General features: G+C 72.5%; 14 protein-coding genes, 1 rRNA gene and 1 pseudogene. 13 read left to right on the top strand and 3 right to left on the bottom strand.

The genetic code is table 11. From position 1 onward, the window contains the following. The 3 genes and pseudogenes from rrf to ABZ098_RS20600 form a co-directional block, all read left to right on the top strand. Positions 1-92, top strand: a 5S ribosomal RNA gene (gene rrf / locus ABZ098_RS20610); the annotation flags it as partial. 155 nt (positions 93-247) lie between these two features. Further along, positions 248-1,381 (top strand): annotated as a pseudogene (locus tag ABZ098_RS20605) (hypothetical protein); the annotation flags it as partial. 69 nt (positions 1,382-1,450) lie between these two features. Continuing rightward, positions 1,451-2,248, top strand: a complete 798-nt coding sequence (locus tag ABZ098_RS20600) for a tetratricopeptide repeat protein (protein WP_356593091.1) — start codon at positions 1,451-1,453, stop codon at positions 2,246-2,248. Positions 2,249-2,305: 57 nt separating this feature from the next. On the opposite strand, the gene ABZ098_RS20595 is transcribed toward ABZ098_RS20600, so the two are convergent. Beyond that, positions 2,306-3,598 (bottom strand): DUF1015 domain-containing protein, encoded by a 1,293-nt coding sequence (locus tag ABZ098_RS20595; RefSeq protein ID WP_356593058.1) that lies wholly within the window; start codon positions 3,596-3,598, stop codon positions 2,306-2,308. 72 nt (positions 3,599-3,670) lie between these two features. On the opposite strand from ABZ098_RS20595, the gene ABZ098_RS20590 reads away from it, so the two are divergent. The 4 genes from ABZ098_RS20590 (at position 3,671) to ABZ098_RS20575 (ending at position 7,749) form a co-directional block, all read left to right on the top strand. Then, positions 3,671-4,699 carry an HAD hydrolase-like protein gene (locus tag ABZ098_RS20590; RefSeq protein ID WP_356593056.1) on the top strand — a complete coding sequence of 343 codons (1,029 nt, stop codon included), beginning with the start codon at positions 3,671-3,673 and terminating at the stop codon, positions 4,697-4,699. A gap of 88 nt (positions 4,700-4,787) precedes the next feature. After that, positions 4,788-5,831: an iron chelate uptake ABC transporter family permease subunit gene (locus ABZ098_RS20585; RefSeq protein ID WP_356593054.1), complete on the top strand. Its 1,044-nt coding sequence runs from the start codon at positions 4,788-4,790 to the stop codon at positions 5,829-5,831. Next, complete coding sequence (locus ABZ098_RS20580) at positions 5,828-6,865, top strand: iron chelate uptake ABC transporter family permease subunit (RefSeq protein WP_356593052.1); 1,038 nt, start codon at positions 5,828-5,830, stop codon at positions 6,863-6,865. Before ABZ098_RS20585 ends, ABZ098_RS20580 begins: the two co-directional genes overlap by 4 nt. Beyond that, positions 6,862-7,749 carry an ABC transporter ATP-binding protein gene (locus tag ABZ098_RS20575; RefSeq protein WP_356593050.1) on the top strand — a complete coding sequence of 296 codons (888 nt, stop codon included), beginning with the start codon at positions 6,862-6,864 and terminating at the stop codon, positions 7,747-7,749. Before ABZ098_RS20580 ends, ABZ098_RS20575 begins: the two co-directional genes overlap by 4 nt. Here ABZ098_RS20575 and ABZ098_RS20570 read toward each other — a convergent pair. Continuing rightward, positions 7,733-8,080 carry an SCP2 sterol-binding domain-containing protein gene (locus tag ABZ098_RS20570; RefSeq protein ID WP_356593048.1) on the bottom strand — a complete coding sequence of 116 codons (348 nt, stop codon included), beginning with the start codon at positions 8,078-8,080 and terminating at the stop codon, positions 7,733-7,735. The genes ABZ098_RS20575 and ABZ098_RS20570 overlap by 17 nt on opposite strands. Positions 8,081-8,122: 42 nt before the next feature. Between ABZ098_RS20570 and ABZ098_RS20565 the strand changes: the two genes are divergently transcribed. From ABZ098_RS20565 to ABZ098_RS20540, 6 genes are all read left to right on the top strand, one after another. After that, positions 8,123-8,425: a hypothetical protein gene (locus ABZ098_RS20565; RefSeq protein WP_356593046.1), complete on the top strand. Its 303-nt coding sequence runs from the start codon at positions 8,123-8,125 to the stop codon at positions 8,423-8,425. Positions 8,426-8,432: 7 nt separating this feature from the next. Further along, a complete protein-coding gene (locus ABZ098_RS20560) occupies positions 8,433-9,248 on the top strand; it encodes a TlyA family RNA methyltransferase (protein ID WP_356593044.1) in 816 nt (271 codons plus the stop codon). Beyond that, positions 9,245-10,150: an NAD kinase gene (locus tag ABZ098_RS20555; protein ID WP_031048921.1), complete on the top strand. Its 906-nt coding sequence runs from the start codon at positions 9,245-9,247 to the stop codon at positions 10,148-10,150. Before ABZ098_RS20560 ends, ABZ098_RS20555 begins: the two co-directional genes overlap by 4 nt. 162 nt (positions 10,151-10,312) lie before the next feature. Beyond that, positions 10,313-12,031 carry a DNA repair protein RecN gene (gene recN, locus ABZ098_RS20550; RefSeq protein ID WP_356593089.1) on the top strand — a complete coding sequence of 573 codons (1,719 nt, stop codon included), beginning with the start codon at positions 10,313-10,315 and terminating at the stop codon, positions 12,029-12,031. 47 nt (positions 12,032-12,078) lie between these two features. Then, complete coding sequence (locus ABZ098_RS20545) at positions 12,079-12,819, top strand: hypothetical protein (protein ID WP_356593042.1); 741 nt, start codon at positions 12,079-12,081, stop codon at positions 12,817-12,819. A gap of 211 nt (positions 12,820-13,030) precedes the next feature. Then, positions 13,031-14,167: a glycosyltransferase family 4 protein gene (locus ABZ098_RS20540; protein WP_356593040.1), complete on the top strand. Its 1,137-nt coding sequence runs from the start codon at positions 13,031-13,033 to the stop codon at positions 14,165-14,167. 3 nt (positions 14,168-14,170) lie between these two features. On the opposite strand, the gene ABZ098_RS20535 is transcribed toward ABZ098_RS20540, so the two are convergent. Beyond that, the gene (locus ABZ098_RS20535; protein ID WP_356593038.1) at positions 14,171-15,802 is read right to left on the bottom strand and encodes a PucR family transcriptional regulator; all 1,632 of its coding nucleotides are present in this window, start codon (positions 15,800-15,802) and stop codon (positions 14,171-14,173) included. Positions 15,803-15,819 lie beyond the last annotated feature (17 nt).

Raw genomic sequence — 15,819 nt, 5'->3', positions numbered from 1 at the left:
CGCCCGGTTACATTCCGAACCCGGAAGCTAAGCCTTACAGCGCCGATGGTACTGCAGGGGGGACCCTGTGGGAGAGTAGGACACCGCCGAACAATATTTGGAGGACCCCTGGTCCCAGCGTTCAGCTGGGACCAGGGGTCCTTTTGTTTTTAGAATGCTTGCAGTGCCGAAGACAGGAGTCACCATGTCCACCAACTCTCCCGACGACCGACCGGAGCGCGACCAGCAACGACGGGACAGTGGTGACCGCGGCGATCGAGGCTACCGGGGGGACCGCGGTGGCTTCCGCCGCGACAACGACCGCGGTGGGAACGACCGTGGCGGCAATGACCGTGGTGGCAATCGCGGTGGTGGTTACGCACGCCGCGACGATCGTCGCGAGGACAACCGCGGTGTGGATCGCGGTGGCGACCGTGGTGGCTTCCGTCGTGACGATCGTGGTGGCGACAGTCGTGGTGGGGATCGTGGGGCTCGTCCTCCGTTCCGTCGTGATGACCGGCCGGCTGGGCCGCGCCGGGACGACCGGGACCGTGGGTTCCGGCGTGACGGTGACCGGCCTGCCTTCCGTCGTGACGACCGTGGGGATCGTGGCGAGCGCGTAGAGCGCCGCGACGACCGCGGCAGCGGCTTCCGTCGGGACGACAACCGCGGCAGCAGCTACCCGCCGCGCCGTGACGACCGTCGTGATGACCGTCGTACCGACGACCGCGGCGACCGTGGCGGCTTCCGCCGTGACGACCGCCGTGACGACCGTCGTAGCGACGACCGTGGTGGCTTCCGTCGCGAGGACAACCGCGGTGTGGATCGCGGTGGCGACCGTGGTGGCTTCCGTCGTGACGATCGTGGTGGCGACAGTCGCGGTGGGGATCGTGGGGCTCGTCCTCCGTTCCGTCGTGATGACCGGCCGGCTGGGCCGCGCCGGGACGACCGGGACCGTGGGTTCCGGCGTGACGGTGACCGGCCTGCCTTCCGTCGTGACGACCGTGGGGATCGTGGCGAGCGCGTAGAGCGCCGCGACGACCGCGGCAGCGGCTTCCGTCGGGACGACAACCGCGGCAGCAGCTACCCGCCGCGCCGTGACGACCGTCGTGATGACCGTCGTACCGACGACCGCGGCGACCGTGGCGGCTTCCGCCGTGACGACCGCCGTGACGACCGTCGTAGCGACGACCGTGGTGGCTTCCGTCGCGAGGACAACCGCGGTGTGGATCGCGGTGGCGACCGTGGTGGCTTCCGTCGTGACGATCGCGGTGGCGACAGTCGCGGTGGGGATCGCGGTGGCTTCCGTCGTGACGATCGTGGTGGAAGCGGTGGGCCCCGTAGGGACGACCGTGGTGGGCGGCCCGGTGGGTTCCGTGGCCGGGACGACCGGCGCGGGGGCGACGACCGGCGTGGTGGTGGCGGGCGTTTCCGTGACGAGCGGGACCGCGACCGCGAGCCGATCAAGCGGCTGCCGATCCCCGAGGACGTCACGGGCGACGAGATCGACAAGGACGTACGGCAGGAGTTGCAGAGTCTGCCCAAGGGGCTCGCTGAGGATGTCGCCAAGAACCTGGTGATGGTCGCCCGGCTCATCGATGAGGACCCCGAGGGTGCCTACGGGTACTCCAAGGTGGCCTTGCGGCTGGCGTCGCGTGTCGCCGCCGTACGGGAGGCTGCCGGGTTCGCGGCGTATGCCAGTCAGAAGTACAGCGAGGCGCTCGCCGAGTTCCGGGCCGCTCGGCGGATGACCGGGAACGTGGAGCTGTGGCCCGTCATGGCCGACTGCGAGCGTGGGCTCGGGCGGCCGGAGAAGGCGCTGGACATGGCCGGTGCGCCCGAGGTGCACAAGCTCGACAAGGCCGGGCAGGTGGAGATGCGGCTCGTCGCGGCCGGTGCCCGGCGTGACATGGGGCAGCTCGACGCGGCCATCGTGACGCTTCAGAGCCCCGAGCTGGCCTCCAACTCGGTGCAGCCGTGGACCGCGCGGCTGCGGTACGCGTACGCCGACGCGCTGCTCGCGGCCGGTCGTGAGGACGAGGCGCGGGAGTGGTTCGCCAAGGCCGTGGAGTCCGACAAGGACGGCAGCACGGACGCCTCCGACCGGCTTGCCGAGCTGGACGGGGTCGAGTTCGTCGACGCCTTCGCGGAGGAGGAGGACGAGGCTGACGGCGAGGCGGCCGAGAAGGTCGTAGACGAGGTGGAAGACGAGGACACCGAGGACACCGAGGACGGCGAGGGCGTCGCGGAAGGCGACCTCAAGGACTGACGTGTGTCGTCGGTGAGCAAAGGGGGCGGGATCCCGGGATCCCGCCCCCTTTGTGCTTCACAGGTCCAGTGCGCGCAGGACCAGGCCTGACGCCGGTTTCGGGCCGAACGACGTGGACTTGCGGGGCATCGTGACGCCCTGGCGGGCGAGGTCGCGGACGACGTCCTCGCGGACCGGGTGCATCAGGACCGCCGTGCCGCCGTCACGTTCGGCCTTCTCGACCGTGGCGGCCGTGTCGTGGATGTAGGCGATGCGGGTGGGGTCGTCCTCGGGGATGTGCCAGACGTGGGCGAGGAGTGTGGCGTGCAGGACGGTCGCGTCCAGGGTGCGCCAGGCGGTGGGGCGGTCCGTGGGGATCGTGCGGGCCAGGAGGCCGGGGTCGGGGCGGTCCACGAGGTGGAAGGTGCCGTCGCCGGCGAGGAGGAAGGCGTTGCCCTCGCAGGCCGCGTCGGCGAGGGCGTCCAGTGCCTCGGCCAGCGGTACGTCGAGGCGTCGTACGCGGAAGAGGGCGTCGAGGAGGGCTAGGGACCGGGCCACCGGGATGTTGTGGAGGAGACGGTGGATGGCCCGGACACGCAGGGGGTAGCGGGCCGTGTCGACGAGCAGGACCAGGCCGTGGTCCCAGGGGCTGGGGGAGGGGTGCTCCGCGCGTAGACGGCGGTAGGTCGCCCAGCGGTGGTGGCCGTCGGCGATGAGGGCCTGGTGCTGGGTCAGGTCGGCCTGGACGGCGGCCACTTCGGCGGGGTCGGTGATCGACCACAGGCGGTGGCTGTAGCCGTCCTCGGTGGTGGTGGCGAGGAGCGGAGGCTGTTCGGCCGTGCGTTCGATCGCGGTCGTCGTGGCGGACTCCGAGCCGTTGCCGCGGTAGGTGAGCAGCAAGGGTTCCAGGTTGGCGCAGGTGGCGCGCATCAGGGCCGCGCGGTCGGCTACGACGTGCGGCATGACGTCCTCGTGGGGCAGGACCACGCCCTCCGCGGGCTCCGACAGGCGCAGGGTGCCGATGATTCCGCGTTGCAGCAGGCCGGCGCCGTCGTCCTGTTCGTAGACGTAGAGGCCGGGTTCGCGATCGGCGGCCAGGATGCCCTCGGAGAGCCAGCCGCGCAGGGTGCGGGCGGCCTGTTCGTTGCGTTCGGACGGTGTCGTCGCCTGCGGGAGGATCAGCCGGACGATGTTGTACGGGTCGTTCGACTGGAGCTGGTGCAGGCCGTCGGGGCGGACCACGACGTCGTAGGGCGGGGATGTCACGGCGGCCAGGCTGCCGACCCGGTCGGGGTCGTAGCGCAGGCCTCGGAACGGGGTGAGTTCCAGGCCTCGGCGCGCCGTTGCTTCCGGGTGACCTGCTGAGTTCATCCCGGCATCGTACGGGTGTCAGTGGCATGGGGGATGATCGGGGGAAAGCCGTCGAACGAGGAGCGATGCGGAATGAGCCAGCGCGTGAGGACGAGGCCCGAGGGCAGTGGGCAGGCCCTGAGCGAGGCGTACGACACCGCGCTGCTCGACCTCGACGGGGTGGTGTACGCGGGCGGGAACGCGATCGCGCACGCCGTCGAGTCGCTCGCCACCGCGCGTGAGGGGGGTATGCACCTCGCGTACGTCACCAACAACGCGCTGCGTACGCCTGATGCCGTGGCCGGGCACCTCACCGAGCTGGGGATACCGACGGGGGCCGAGGACGTCATCACCTCCGCGCAGGCGGTCGCGCGGCTGATCAGCGAGCAGGTGCCTGCCGGTGCCCGGGTGCTGGTCATCGGTGGTGAGGGGTTGCGGGTGGCCCTGCGCGAGCGGGGGCTCGAGCCGGTCGAGTCGGCGGACGACGATCCGGCGGCCGTCGTGCAGGGGTTCGGGGGGCCGGACCTGCCCTGGGGGCGGTTCGCCGAGGCCAGTTACGCCGTCGCGCGCGGGGTGCCCTGGTTCGCGTCCAACACCGACCTGACGATTCCGAGCGGGCGCGGGATCGCGCCGGGCAACGGCGCGGCGGTGGAGGTCGTGCGGATCGCGACCGGTGCCGAGCCGCAGGTCGCGGGCAAGCCGCTGCCTCCCATGCACCGGGAGACCATCCTGCGGACCGGTGCGGAGCGCCCGTTGGTGGTCGGGGACCGGTTGGACACCGACATCGAGGGCGCGTTCAACGGCGAGGTGGACTCGCTGCTCGTGCTCACCGGGGTCACCGACGGCCCTCAGTTGCTGGCCGCGCCGCCGCAACACCGGCCGACGTATGTGGACCAGGATCTGCGGGGGATGCTCGCCGGACAGCCCGAGGTCGCCGAGGCGGGCGACGGGTTCCGGTGCGGGGGGTGGACGGCGACGGCCGGTAAGGAGCGGCTGGAACTCGACGGTGACGGCGAGGCCCTGGACGGGCTGCGGGCGCTGTGCGCGGCGGCCTGGACGGCGGCCGGGGAGGGTGTGTGCGAGCTGGACGCGGGAAAGGCGCTGGCCAGGCTGGGGCTGTGAGCCCCGGCCCCGAGGAAGCTCCTGTGAGTCCGGTGACGTTCGGACCTCGGGATCGTGGCTGCTTGGCAGGGTAGGCTAACCTAACTGCGTGTTGGTCGACAGTCCTCCCGAACAGCGCGCGGAGACCGCCCCCGCGCCCCCAACCCGCCGGGCGGTACGAGTCCTTGGGCTCCTCGTGTCCGTCGTGATCCTGGTGCTCGTCGCGACGGCGAGCATCGCCGTGGGGGCGAAAGGGCTGTCCGTGGCACAGGTCTGGCACGGACTGTTCCAGGACACGGGGACCTACGGCGACGTCGTGGTGGCCGACCGGCTCTCGCGGACCGTCCTCGGGCTGCTCGCCGGTGCGGCGCTCGGCCTGTCCGGGGCGGTCCTCCAGGCGCTCACCCGTAATCCGCTGGCCGACCCCGGGCTGCTCGGCATCAACGCGGGCGCGTCCGCCGCGGTCGTCACCGCGATCACCTTCTTCGGCGTCACCTCGCTCAGCGGCTATGTGTGGTTCGCCTTCCTCGGCGCGGCCGCGGTGGGCGCCCTGGTCTGGTTCCTGGGAGGCAGCCGAGGGGCCACGCCGGTGCGGCTCGCGCTGGCCGGTATGGCGATCAGCGCAGCCCTGTACGGCTATCTCCAGGCCGTGATGATCACCGACGACCAGGCGCTCAACAGGATGCGCTTCTGGACGGTCGGTTCGCTGTCCTCGGCGAGCAACTCGACCATCACGCAGGTGCTGCCCTTCCTCGCGGTCGGCTCGCTCCTCGCTCTCGGCCTCGCCCGCCCGCTCAACGCGATGGAGATGGGCGACGACACCGCCAAGGCCCTCGGCGCCAACCTCAACCGGACCCGGGCGCTGGCCATGCTCTCCGCCACCGTGCTGTGCGGGGCCGCGACCGCCGCCTGCGGCCCGATCGTGTTCGTCGGCCTGATGGTGCCGCACATCGTGCGTTCGTTCACCGGCCCCGACCTGCGCTGGATCCTGCCGTACGCGACCGTCCTGTCGCCCGTGCTGCTGCTGGGCTCCGATGTGATCGGCCGGATCGTGGCCCGGCCCGCGGAGCTCCAGGTCGGCATCGTCACCGCGATCATCGGCGGGCCGGTCTTCATCTTTCTCGTACGACGGCGGAGGACGGCCCAGCTGTGAGGACCAACCGTGCCATCAGGACCCCCGGCGGGCTCTCCGTCCGGCTGGACGTCCGGGCCACCGTCGTCGTCGCCCTGATCCTGCTCGCCGCGCTCACCGCGAGCGTCGTGCTGATCGGCACCGGCGACTTCCCGATCCCCGCCGGGGACGTGCTGAAGACGCTGCTCGGGAACGGCAACGCCGGGCAGGAGTTCATCGTCAACGAGCTGCGGCTGCCGCGGGTCCTCGTCGGGCTGCTGGTCGGCGCCTCGCTCGGGCTCGGAGGCGCGCTGTTCCAGGCCATCTCCCGCAACCCGCTGGGCAGTCCGGACGTGCTCGGGCTCAGTCAGGGGGCCACGGCCGGGGCGCTCACGATGATCGTGCTGTTCTCCGGGAGCGCGACCCAGATCACCACGGGCGCGCTCGTGGGCGGGCTCGTGACCGGCCTCGCCATCTATCTGCTCGCCTGGAAGCAGGGGGTGCACGGGTACCGCCTTGTCCTGGTCGGGATCGGCGTCTCCGCGATCGTCACGGCGGTCAACGGCTATCTGCTGACCAGGTCCACCCTCACGGAGGCCGCCCAGGCCGTGGTCTGGATGACCGGCTCCCTCAGCGGCCGGGACTGGGCGCAGGTGTGGCCGCTGCTGTGGCTGTGCGCTGTCCTCGTCCCGCTCGTCCTCGTCAACGGGCGCGGCCTGAGGATGATGGAGATGGGCGACGACGTCTCGGGCGCGCTCGGGGTGCGCGTCGAGCGCGTACGGCTGTTGCTCCTGGTCGCCGCCGTCCTGCTCACCGCCGCCGCCACCGCGGCCGCCGGACCGGTCAGCTTCGTCGCGCTCACCGCCCCGCAGCTGGCCCGCCGCCTCACCCGCTCGCCCGGCCCCAACCTGCTGCCGTCCGTGTGCATGGGCGCGACCCTCCTGGTCGCCGCCGATCTGGTCTCGCAGAAGGTCTTCGGCGCTGATCAGCTGCCCGTCGGCGTGGTCACCGGAGTCCTCGGCGGTGTCTACCTGCTGTGGCTCCTGGTCACCGAGCGCAGGGCGGGCCGGATATGAGCGCCGGGACCATCCCCACCAGCGGACTGAACAACCCTAGGAGCACCGTGAACCGCCTGTCCGCCGACGCCGTCACCCTGGCCTACGACCAGCGCGTCATCGCCGAGCAGCTCTCGGTGGAGATACCCGACCGGTCGTTCACGGTGATCGTCGGGCCCAACGCGTGCGGCAAGTCCACGCTCCTGCGGGCCCTGTCGCGCATGCTCAAGCCCAGCCAGGGCAAGGTGCTGCTCGACGGGCAGGTCATCCAGTCGATGCCGGCGAAGAAGGTCGCCCGCACGCTCGGCCTGCTCCCGCAGTCGTCGATCGCGCCCGACGGGATCACCGTCGCCGACCTGGTCGGCCGCGGTCGCTATCCGCACCAGGGCCTCCTGCGCCAGTGGTCCACCGAGGACGAGCGGGTCGTCCAGGAGTCCATGCGGCAGACCGGGGTCGAGGAGCTCGCCGAGCGGTACGTCGACGAGCTGTCCGGCGGTCAGCGGCAGCGGGTGTGGATCGCGATGGCGCTCGCCCAGCAGACCCCGCTGCTGCTCCTGGACGAGCCGACGACCTACCTCGACATCCAGCACCAGATCGACGTGCTCGACCTCTGTGCCGAACTGCACGAGGAGCAGGGCCGCACCCTGGTCGCCGTCCTGCACGACCTCAACCACGCGGCCCGGTACGCCACGCATCTCATCGCGCTGAAGAGCGGGAGGATCATCGCCGAGGGGGCCCCGAACGACATCGTCACGGCCGAGCTGGTCGAGGAGGTGTTCGGGCTGCGCTGCCAGGTGATCGACGACCCGGAGACGGGGACACCGCTGGTGGTGCCGGCCGCGCGCAAGGCACGCCTGCGCGTGGAGGCCGGAAGCGGGACAGTGGGCGCTACAGAAGCTTCCTGAGCTGGAGCAGGTCGCGCAGACCCGCCTCCAGCTTCACCCGGCCTGAGCCCCAGGCCTTGGCGAAGTTCAGCTCGCCGTTCACAAGGGCCACCAGGTCATCGCCCGCCATGGTCAGTCTGATCTGAGCCTTCTCCGTCGGAGGGCCCTGGATCGTGTCCCGCACCACGATCCGGCCGCCCGTCATCCGGCCGACGAAGGTGACGTCGAGATCGGTGATACGGCAGCTCACCGAGCGGTCCATGGACGCCGCCGTCGCGACGTCCCCCTCGGCCTGCTGCATGTTGTCGGAGAGCTTCTCGAGTGCGGCGCGGCACTCCTCGATCGTGGCCATCGCGCTCGACGGTACCCCAGCGGTTCGAGGTAGCGTCTGGGCATGAGCGACGCTGTTCCAGAGCCTTCACACGAGGCCGCGGTCGAACCCGAGCACGACCCGGCCGACCCCGCCCCACTGAACGTCCCTCGCACCCCCACCGGCAACGCCGAGGTCGACGCCCACCTGGAGCGGCTCGGCGACGCCGACCACCTCGCCACCGACGGACACATCGAGGTGTACGAGGATGTACACCGGGGGCTGCGCGACGCGCTCACCGCGCTGGACGCGCGCCCGGGACCTCCGGCGCCTTCACCCTCGTACGACCAGAGGGCGCCCTCACCCTCGTACGGCACTAGGAGCTGAACCGAACGTGGCAGGAGTCGCACGCCGTCGGCTGGACGCGGAGCTGGTCCGGCGGAAGCTCGCGCGCTCGCGCGAGCACGCCAGCCAGTTGATCGCGGCCGGGCGGGTCACCGTCGGCAAGACCGTCGCGACCAAGCCCGCCACCCAGGTGGAGACCGCGGCCGCGATCGTGGTGCAGAGCGACGACAGCGATCCCGACTACGTGTCCCGGGGCGGGCACAAGCTCGCGGGAGCCCTTGAGGCGTTCGTGCCGCGGGGACTCGTCGTCGAGGGGCGGCGGGCGCTGGACGCCGGCGCGTCCACCGGCGGTTTCACCGATGTGCTGCTGCGGGCCGGGGCCGCGCACGTGGTCGCCGTCGACGTCGGGTACGGACAACTCGCGTGGTCTCTCCAGAGCGATGAACGCGTCACCGTCAAGGACCGTACGAACGTACGCGAGTTGACGCTCGAAGCGATCGATGGGGAACCAGTGGATCTTGTCGTGGGGGACCTGTCCTTCATTCCGCTCGGCCTGGTGCTGCCCGCCCTGGTGCGGTGCGTGAAGCCGGACGCCGACCTGGTGATGATGGTGAAGCCGCAGTTCGAGGTGGGGAAGGAACGGCTGGGCAGCGGGGGAGTCGTACGGAGCACGCAACTGCGGGCGGAGGCCGTACGCGGAGTGGCCGAGAAGGCCGGGGGACTCGGGCTCGGGGTGAAGGGCGTCACGGCCAGTCCGTTGCCCGGGCCCTCGGGCAATGTCGAATACTTTCTGTGGCTGCGTGCCGGGGCGCCCGCCCTGGACCCGGCCGATGTCGACCGTGCAGTGGCGGAGGGGCCGCGTTGAGCCAGAACCGAGCTCGTACTGTTTTCCTGCTCGCCCACACCGGGCGGCCCGCGGCCATTCGCAGTGCCGAGCTCGTGGTGAAGGGGCTGCTGCGCTCCGACATCGGCGTGCGCGTCCTGGAGTACGAGGCCGCCGACCTGCCGCTGCCGCCCGAGGTGCAGCTCGTCAAGGAGGCGACCCCGCAGTGCCTCGAAGGGTGCGAGCTGCTGATCGTGCTCGGCGGTGACGGGACGCTGCTGCGCGGCGCCGAGTTCGCCCGCGCGTCCGGGGTGCCGATGCTCGGCGTCAACCTTGGCAGCGTCGGCTTCCTCGCGGAGGCCGAGCGGGACGATCTCGACAAGGTCGTCGACCGGGTGGTGACCAAGGCGTACGAGGTCGAGGAGCGGATGACGGTCGACGTCGTCGTTCACCGGAACGGGGACATCGTCCACACCGACTGGGCTTTGAACGAGGCGGCTGTTCAGAAAGCCGGTGCGGAGAAGCTCCTTGAAGTGGTGCTGGAGATCGACGGGCGGCCGGTGACGGGGTTCGGCTGCGACGGGATCGTGCTGTCCACGCCCACCGGGTCCACGGCCTACGCGTTCTCCGCCGGTGGGCCCGTGGTGTGGCCTGAGGTGGAGGCGCTGCTGATGGTGCCGATCTCCGCGCACGCGCTGTTCGCGAAGCCGTTGGTGACCTCGCCGAACTCCGTGCTGGCGGTGGAGCTGTTGCCGCACATTCCGCCGGGTGTGCTGTGGTGCGACGGGCGGCGGACGTTCGAGCTGCCGCCTGGGGCTCGGGTGGAGGTGCGGCGGGGGGCTGTGCCGGTGCGGTTGGCTCGACTGCATCACGCTTCGTTCACGGATCGGCTTGTGGCGAAGTTTGCGTTGCCGGTCTCTGGATGGCGGGGTGCGCCGCATTAGCGCTCTGTAGGGGGTGGCTTGTGGGGTCCGCGCGGCTCAAGGCCGTATGTGGCTGGTCGCGCAGTTCCCCGCGCCCCTGAAGAACCTCCACTCGCCCGAGTGAACAGGGCACCTCGCACTCGCCCGCCCCGACCTCGTAAGGTCTTCACCGTGCTGGAAGAGATGCGGATACGGTCGCTCGGAGTCATCGATGACGCCGTCGTCGAGCTGTCGCCCGGGTTCACCGCTGTCACCGGTGAGACGGGTGCGGGCAAGACCATGGTGGTCACCAGCCTCGGGCTGTTGCTCGGTGGGCGGGCGGACGCGGCGCTCGTGCGGATCGGGGCCGAGAAGGCGGTCGTGGAGGGGCGGATCACCGTGTCCGCCGGCGACCCCGTCGTCGTACGGGCCGAGGAGGCCGGGGCCGAGCTCGACGACGGGGCGCTGTTGATCAGCCGTACCGTTTCCGCCGAAGGGCGGTCCCGGGCGCATCTGGGCGGGCGGTCGGTGCCGGTCGGGGTGCTCGCGGAGCTCGCCGACGAGCTGGTCGCCGTCCATGGGCAGACTGATCAGCAGGGGCTGCTCAAGCTGACCCGGCAGCGGCAGGCCCTCGACCGGTACGCGGGCGACGCCGTCGCCGTGCCGCTGGCCAAGTACACCGAGGCCTACCGTCGGCTGCGGGCCGTCTCCGCCGAGCTGGACGAGATCGTCACGCGTGCGCGTGAGCGGGCCCAGGAAGCCGACATGCTGCGGTACGGGCTCGACGAGATCGCGGGTGTGGAGCCGCGGGCCGGCGAGGACGTCGAGCTGGCGGAGGAGGCGGAGCGGCTCGGGCATGCCGAGGCCCTGTCCTCCGCCGCCACGGCCGCGCACGCCGCCCTCGCGGGCAATCCCGAGGACCCTGAGGGGATCGACGCGGCGACGCTCGTGGCCGGGGCCCAGCGGGCTCTGGAAGCCGTACGGTCGTACGACCCCGCCCTGGCCGCGCTGGCCGACCGGATCGGGGAGATCGGGATCCTGCTGGGCGATGTGGCCGGGGAGCTCGCGGGATACGCCGACGACCTGGACGCCGATCCGCTGCGGCTGTCGGCCGTCGAGGAGCGGCGGGCCGCGCTCACCGCGCTGACGCGCAAGTACGGCGAGGACGTGGCCGCCGTGCTGGCCTGGGCCGAGCAGAGCGCGGCGCGGCTCACCCAGCTCGACGGCGACGACGAGCGGATCGACGAACTGACCGCCGAGCGGGACGCGCTCAGGGCCGAACTGGGAGGGCTGGCGCAGGCGTTGTCGGACGCGCGAACGGAGGCCGCGGAGAGGTTCGCGGCGGCGGTGACGGCGGAGCTGGCCTCGCTGGCGATGCCCCACGCGCGCGTGTCCTTCGCCATCCGGCAGACCGAGGACCCGGACGGCGTGGAGGTCGGCGGGCGCGCGGTCGCGTACGGGCCGGCCGGCGTCGACGAGGTCGAGCTGCTGCTCGCCCCGCACCCGGGCGCCCCGCCGCGGCCCATCGCGAAGGGCGCGTCCGGCGGTGAGCTCTCGCGCGTGATGCTGGCCGTGGAGGTCGTGTTCGCGGGGACCGACCCCGTGCCGACGTACCTCTTCGACGAGGTCGACGCCGGTGTCGGCGGCAAGGCGGCGGTCGAGATCGGGCGGCGCCTCGCGCGGCTCGCGAAGACCGCGCAGGTCGTGGTGGTGACCCACCTGCCGCAGGTCGCGGCCTTCGCCGACCGGCAGTTGCTGGTCGAGAAGACGAACGACGGTTCCGTCACCCGGTCCGGTGTGAAGGTGCTGGAGGGCGAGGACCGGGTGCGGGAGCTGTCCCGGATGCTCGCCGGACAGGAGGACTCGGAGACGGCCCGGGCGCACGCGGAGGAGTTGCTGGCCACGGCCCGGGCGGACGCGTGAGAGGTGCGCCGCCGGGGCTCACCGGGTCCCTGAGGTTCACCGGGTCCGTGGGGTTCGCCGCTGCCCTGACGCGCGCCGGGACGGCTGTCCTTCGCGCCGAGGCGCCGGGTGGGCGGGAGCGGTGGGAGCGGACGAACTACGCCGGTCGGACGGTCGAGTTGTACGCCGGGCCCGCGAGTGCGCTGGCCGCTTCGGTCGGGGCTTGGCGCGTTCGGCCCGCCGCGGGGGCGGCGGTCGCCGTCGCCGGGCTCTGCGGGGCCTACGACGACCTCGCCGGGGATCATCGGCGGGGGTTCCGGGCGCATCTGGGTGCGCTGCGGGCCGGTGAAGTCACCAGCGGCGCCGTCAAGTTGTTCGGGATCTCGGCTGCCGGGCTCGTCGCGGGCGCGCTGATGAAGGAGCGGGTCGTCGACAAGGCGCTCGCGGGTGTCGTCATCGCCGGGACCGCGCATTTCGTCAACCTCGTGGACGTACGGCCCGGTCGGGCGGCCGGTGCGGTGGTGGCGCTCGGGGTGCCGGGGATGGCGCGGTCGCAGCTGGCCGGTGTGGCCGTGGGGGCGGCTGCCGCTGTGCTGCCGGACGACCTCGGTGAGCGCGTCATGATCGGGGACGTGGGGGCGCATGCGCTGGGGGCGGCCCTGGGAGCGGCTGTCGTCGCGGGGAACGGGAGGGTGGGGCTCCTCGCTCACGCGGCCGCGGTGGTTGCTGCCGCCGTATGGGGGGACAGGATCAGTCGTGCGGCGGCTGCGGGCCGATGGAGGTTCTCGCGCATTTCCCCGCGCCCCTGAAGCCTTCGACACCGCGCCCTCACTCTTGTGAGTGACCCCGACTCGCCGCACACACCCTTCCCCCGTTCTCCGCATGCACGGAACACCCGTACGTCCTGGCATCCTTGGCAGAGAACCCATCACGCGTAGGAAGCGCGCGGTACACCCCTCCGCTCGACACCTTCTGTACGTTTCCTCGTGACCGTCCGACCCGAACCAGGAGCCCGGCCACGTGACCCCCGTGAGCAGCCACTCACCGCACGGCCAGTCGCCGCTGCGCACCGTGCAGGTGCTGGGCGGCGGCAATGCCGGCAGCAGCGCGCATGTGCGCTCCCTGACCTCGGGGCTCGTCGCGCGCGGCGTGCGGGTCACGGTGTGCGCCCCCGTCGAGGCGGAGCGCGCCTACGACTTCTCCGGGGCCGGTGCCGACCACGTGCACGTGCCGCGCAGCAGCGATCCGACGTCCGTGGCCGTGCTGCGGGCGGCGTGCGCGGACGCCGATCTGGTGCACGCGCACGGGCTGCACGCCTCATTCCGTGCGGTGCTGGCGCTCAGCGGGCGGCGGACCCCGCTCGTGGTCACCTGGCACGACCGGGCGTACGCCGAGGGAGCGCGGGCCCACTTCGTGCGCCTTCTGGAACGCCGGGTCGTGAAGGCCGCCTCCGTCGTGCTCGGGTCCACCTCCGCACTCGTGGACCGCGCCCGCGGGACCGGTGCCCGGGACGCGCGGCTCGCCGCCGTCGCCCTGCCCCAGCCGCGCGGTGCCGTCGAGCAGGACGACCCCGACCGGCTGCGGCCCAAGGTGCGGGCCGAACTCGGGGCCATCGGGCGGCCGTTGTTGATGGCGGTCGGCGCCCTGGAGCGGCACAAGGGCTACGAGACGCTGCTGGACGCCGCCCGCGCGTGGCGCCTCCTCGACCCCGTGCCGCTGGTCGTCATCGCGGGGGAGGGGTCGCTGCGGGCGGTCCTGCAGAGCCGTATCGAGGAGGAAGGGCTGCCGGTTCGGCTGCTCGGACGGCGCGACGACATCTCGGAACTGATCGCCGCCGCCGATCTCGCGCTCCTGCCCAGCCGTTGGGAGACCCGCTCGGTGCTCGCCCAGGAGGCCCTGCACGCGCGCGTGCCGCTCGTCGCGACCGAGGTCGGCGGCATCCCCGAACTCGTCGGCGACGCGGCCGAACTCGTCCCGTACGGCGACCCGGAGGCCCTCGCCGGGACCGTCGTACGACTGCTCGGTGACCCCGAGCGCCGGGAGCTGCTCACCGAGCGCGGGGTGCGGCAGGCGGCGACCTGGCCGACCGAGGACGAGACGGTGGCGCAAGTGCTCAGCGTCTACGACGAGTTGACCCAGCCCCGGCCGCTCATCTGACGGCTACGGCACGTGTCTGCGTGCCCGCAGCGCCAGGCTCAACGCCAGGACGGTCTGCGGGTCGTCGAGGTCCGTGCCCAGCAACTCGCCGATGCGGGCGAGGCGGTTGTAGAGGGTCTGCCGGTTCAGGTGGAGTTCGCGGGCCGTCTCGGCCTTGCGGCCCGCGTGGGCCAGATAGGTCTCCAGGGTCGGCAGCAGGGGCGGTTTGGAGCGGTGGTCGTGGGCGCGCAGCGGGCCGATGGCACGGTCCACGAAGGCCGCGAGGTCCGGGTGGTCGCGCAGCCGCCACAGCAGCAGGTCGATGTCGAGGCGGCGGGCGTCGTACCAGGGGCGGTCCGACAGGCCCTGTGCCGCCGTCGCCGTCTCGGCCGCGTGGCGCAGGCCCGCCGAGGCCGCCGCCCAGCCGCCCGCGACACCGACGACCACGATCGGCGGCTGGGCGCCCGGCCGTTGCATCCCGGCCCGCTCCACGCCCGCCCGCAGGGCCGCCGCGACCCGGTCCGCGACCGCCGGCCGCTCCGACTCCGAGCGCAGACCGAGCAGGACCGGCACGCGGCCCTCCACGGGCCGTACGCCGAGCAGGACCGGCACGCCGACCGCGGCCAGCTCCTCGGAGACCGCACGGGCGAGGACCGCCCAGCCGCCGCCCGAGGAGCCGAGGTGCATCACCACGGGCAGCAGCGGGCCGGCGCCCGGCTTGAAGCCCAGCACGCGCGCCTGGGCCGGCGCGTCCTCGCTGGTGACGCGGCCCTCCGCGAGGTCGGTGAGGAAGTCGCCGCGGCCGCGGGCCGCGAGCTCCTCCTCCTGGCGGGCCTGCATCAGGACGACGGCCAGGATGCCCGCCGCCCGCTCGGCCGCCATACGATGCACGGGGACCAGCGGGGCCCGGACGGGAAGCAGGACCAGCCGTGCCCGCACCGCACCCGCGCCGGGCCCGCCCCCGGGTACGTCCACGAGAACCGACCCGGACGGCGGGGTGTCCTTGTGCTGGCCGCGCAGCCCCTCCCAGACCTGGAGCGGGTCGGCGCCCTCGGGACCCTCGCCGGCGGCGTACAGGAGCTGCCCGTCCGTCGTCTCCAGGAAGACCGGGTTGCCGCTGAAGTCGGCCAGGATGCCGAGGACCTGCGGGACACCGCCGCCGCCCAGCAGGGCCTCGGTACAGCGCCGGTGCACCTCCTCCGCCCGCTGGAGCAGCGCGTAGTGGCCGTTGACGATCTCGGTGTGGATCTCCTCGGTGACCGCCACGAACGGCACCTCGCGGTGCAGCTGGACGAGCGGCAGGCCGGTCGCGCGGGCCGTGTCGACGAGGGCCGCGGGCAGCCGGGTGAAGCGCGGGCCCAGCTCGACGACCAGGGCCGCGATCCCGCGCTCGGCCAGCGTGCGCACGAACGCCCGCTGTTCGGCCGGACGGGTGCCGAGCCCGTAACCCGTGGTCAGCAGCAGCTCCCCGCCCTTCAGCAGGGAGGCGATGTGCGGTACCTCGCCCGCGTGCACCCAGCGCACGGTCCGGTGCAGCCGGTCCGCACCCGCGAGGATCTCCGGGAGCCCGCTGCGCAGACCCGGCAGCTCCAGCGCGCGCTGCACGGTGATCCCGGCGCCCTGGGTGTCGAAACCGCTGTTCGTGCCGCTGTCCATGTGCCGGACGCTACCCG

Source organism: Streptomyces sp. NPDC006335 (assembly GCF_040612795.1).
Classification (GTDB): Bacteria; Actinomycetota; Actinomycetes; order Streptomycetales; family Streptomycetaceae; genus Streptomyces.
Note: the sequence above shows the minus strand (reverse complement) of the source record. Positions and strands in the feature narration are given on the sequence as shown.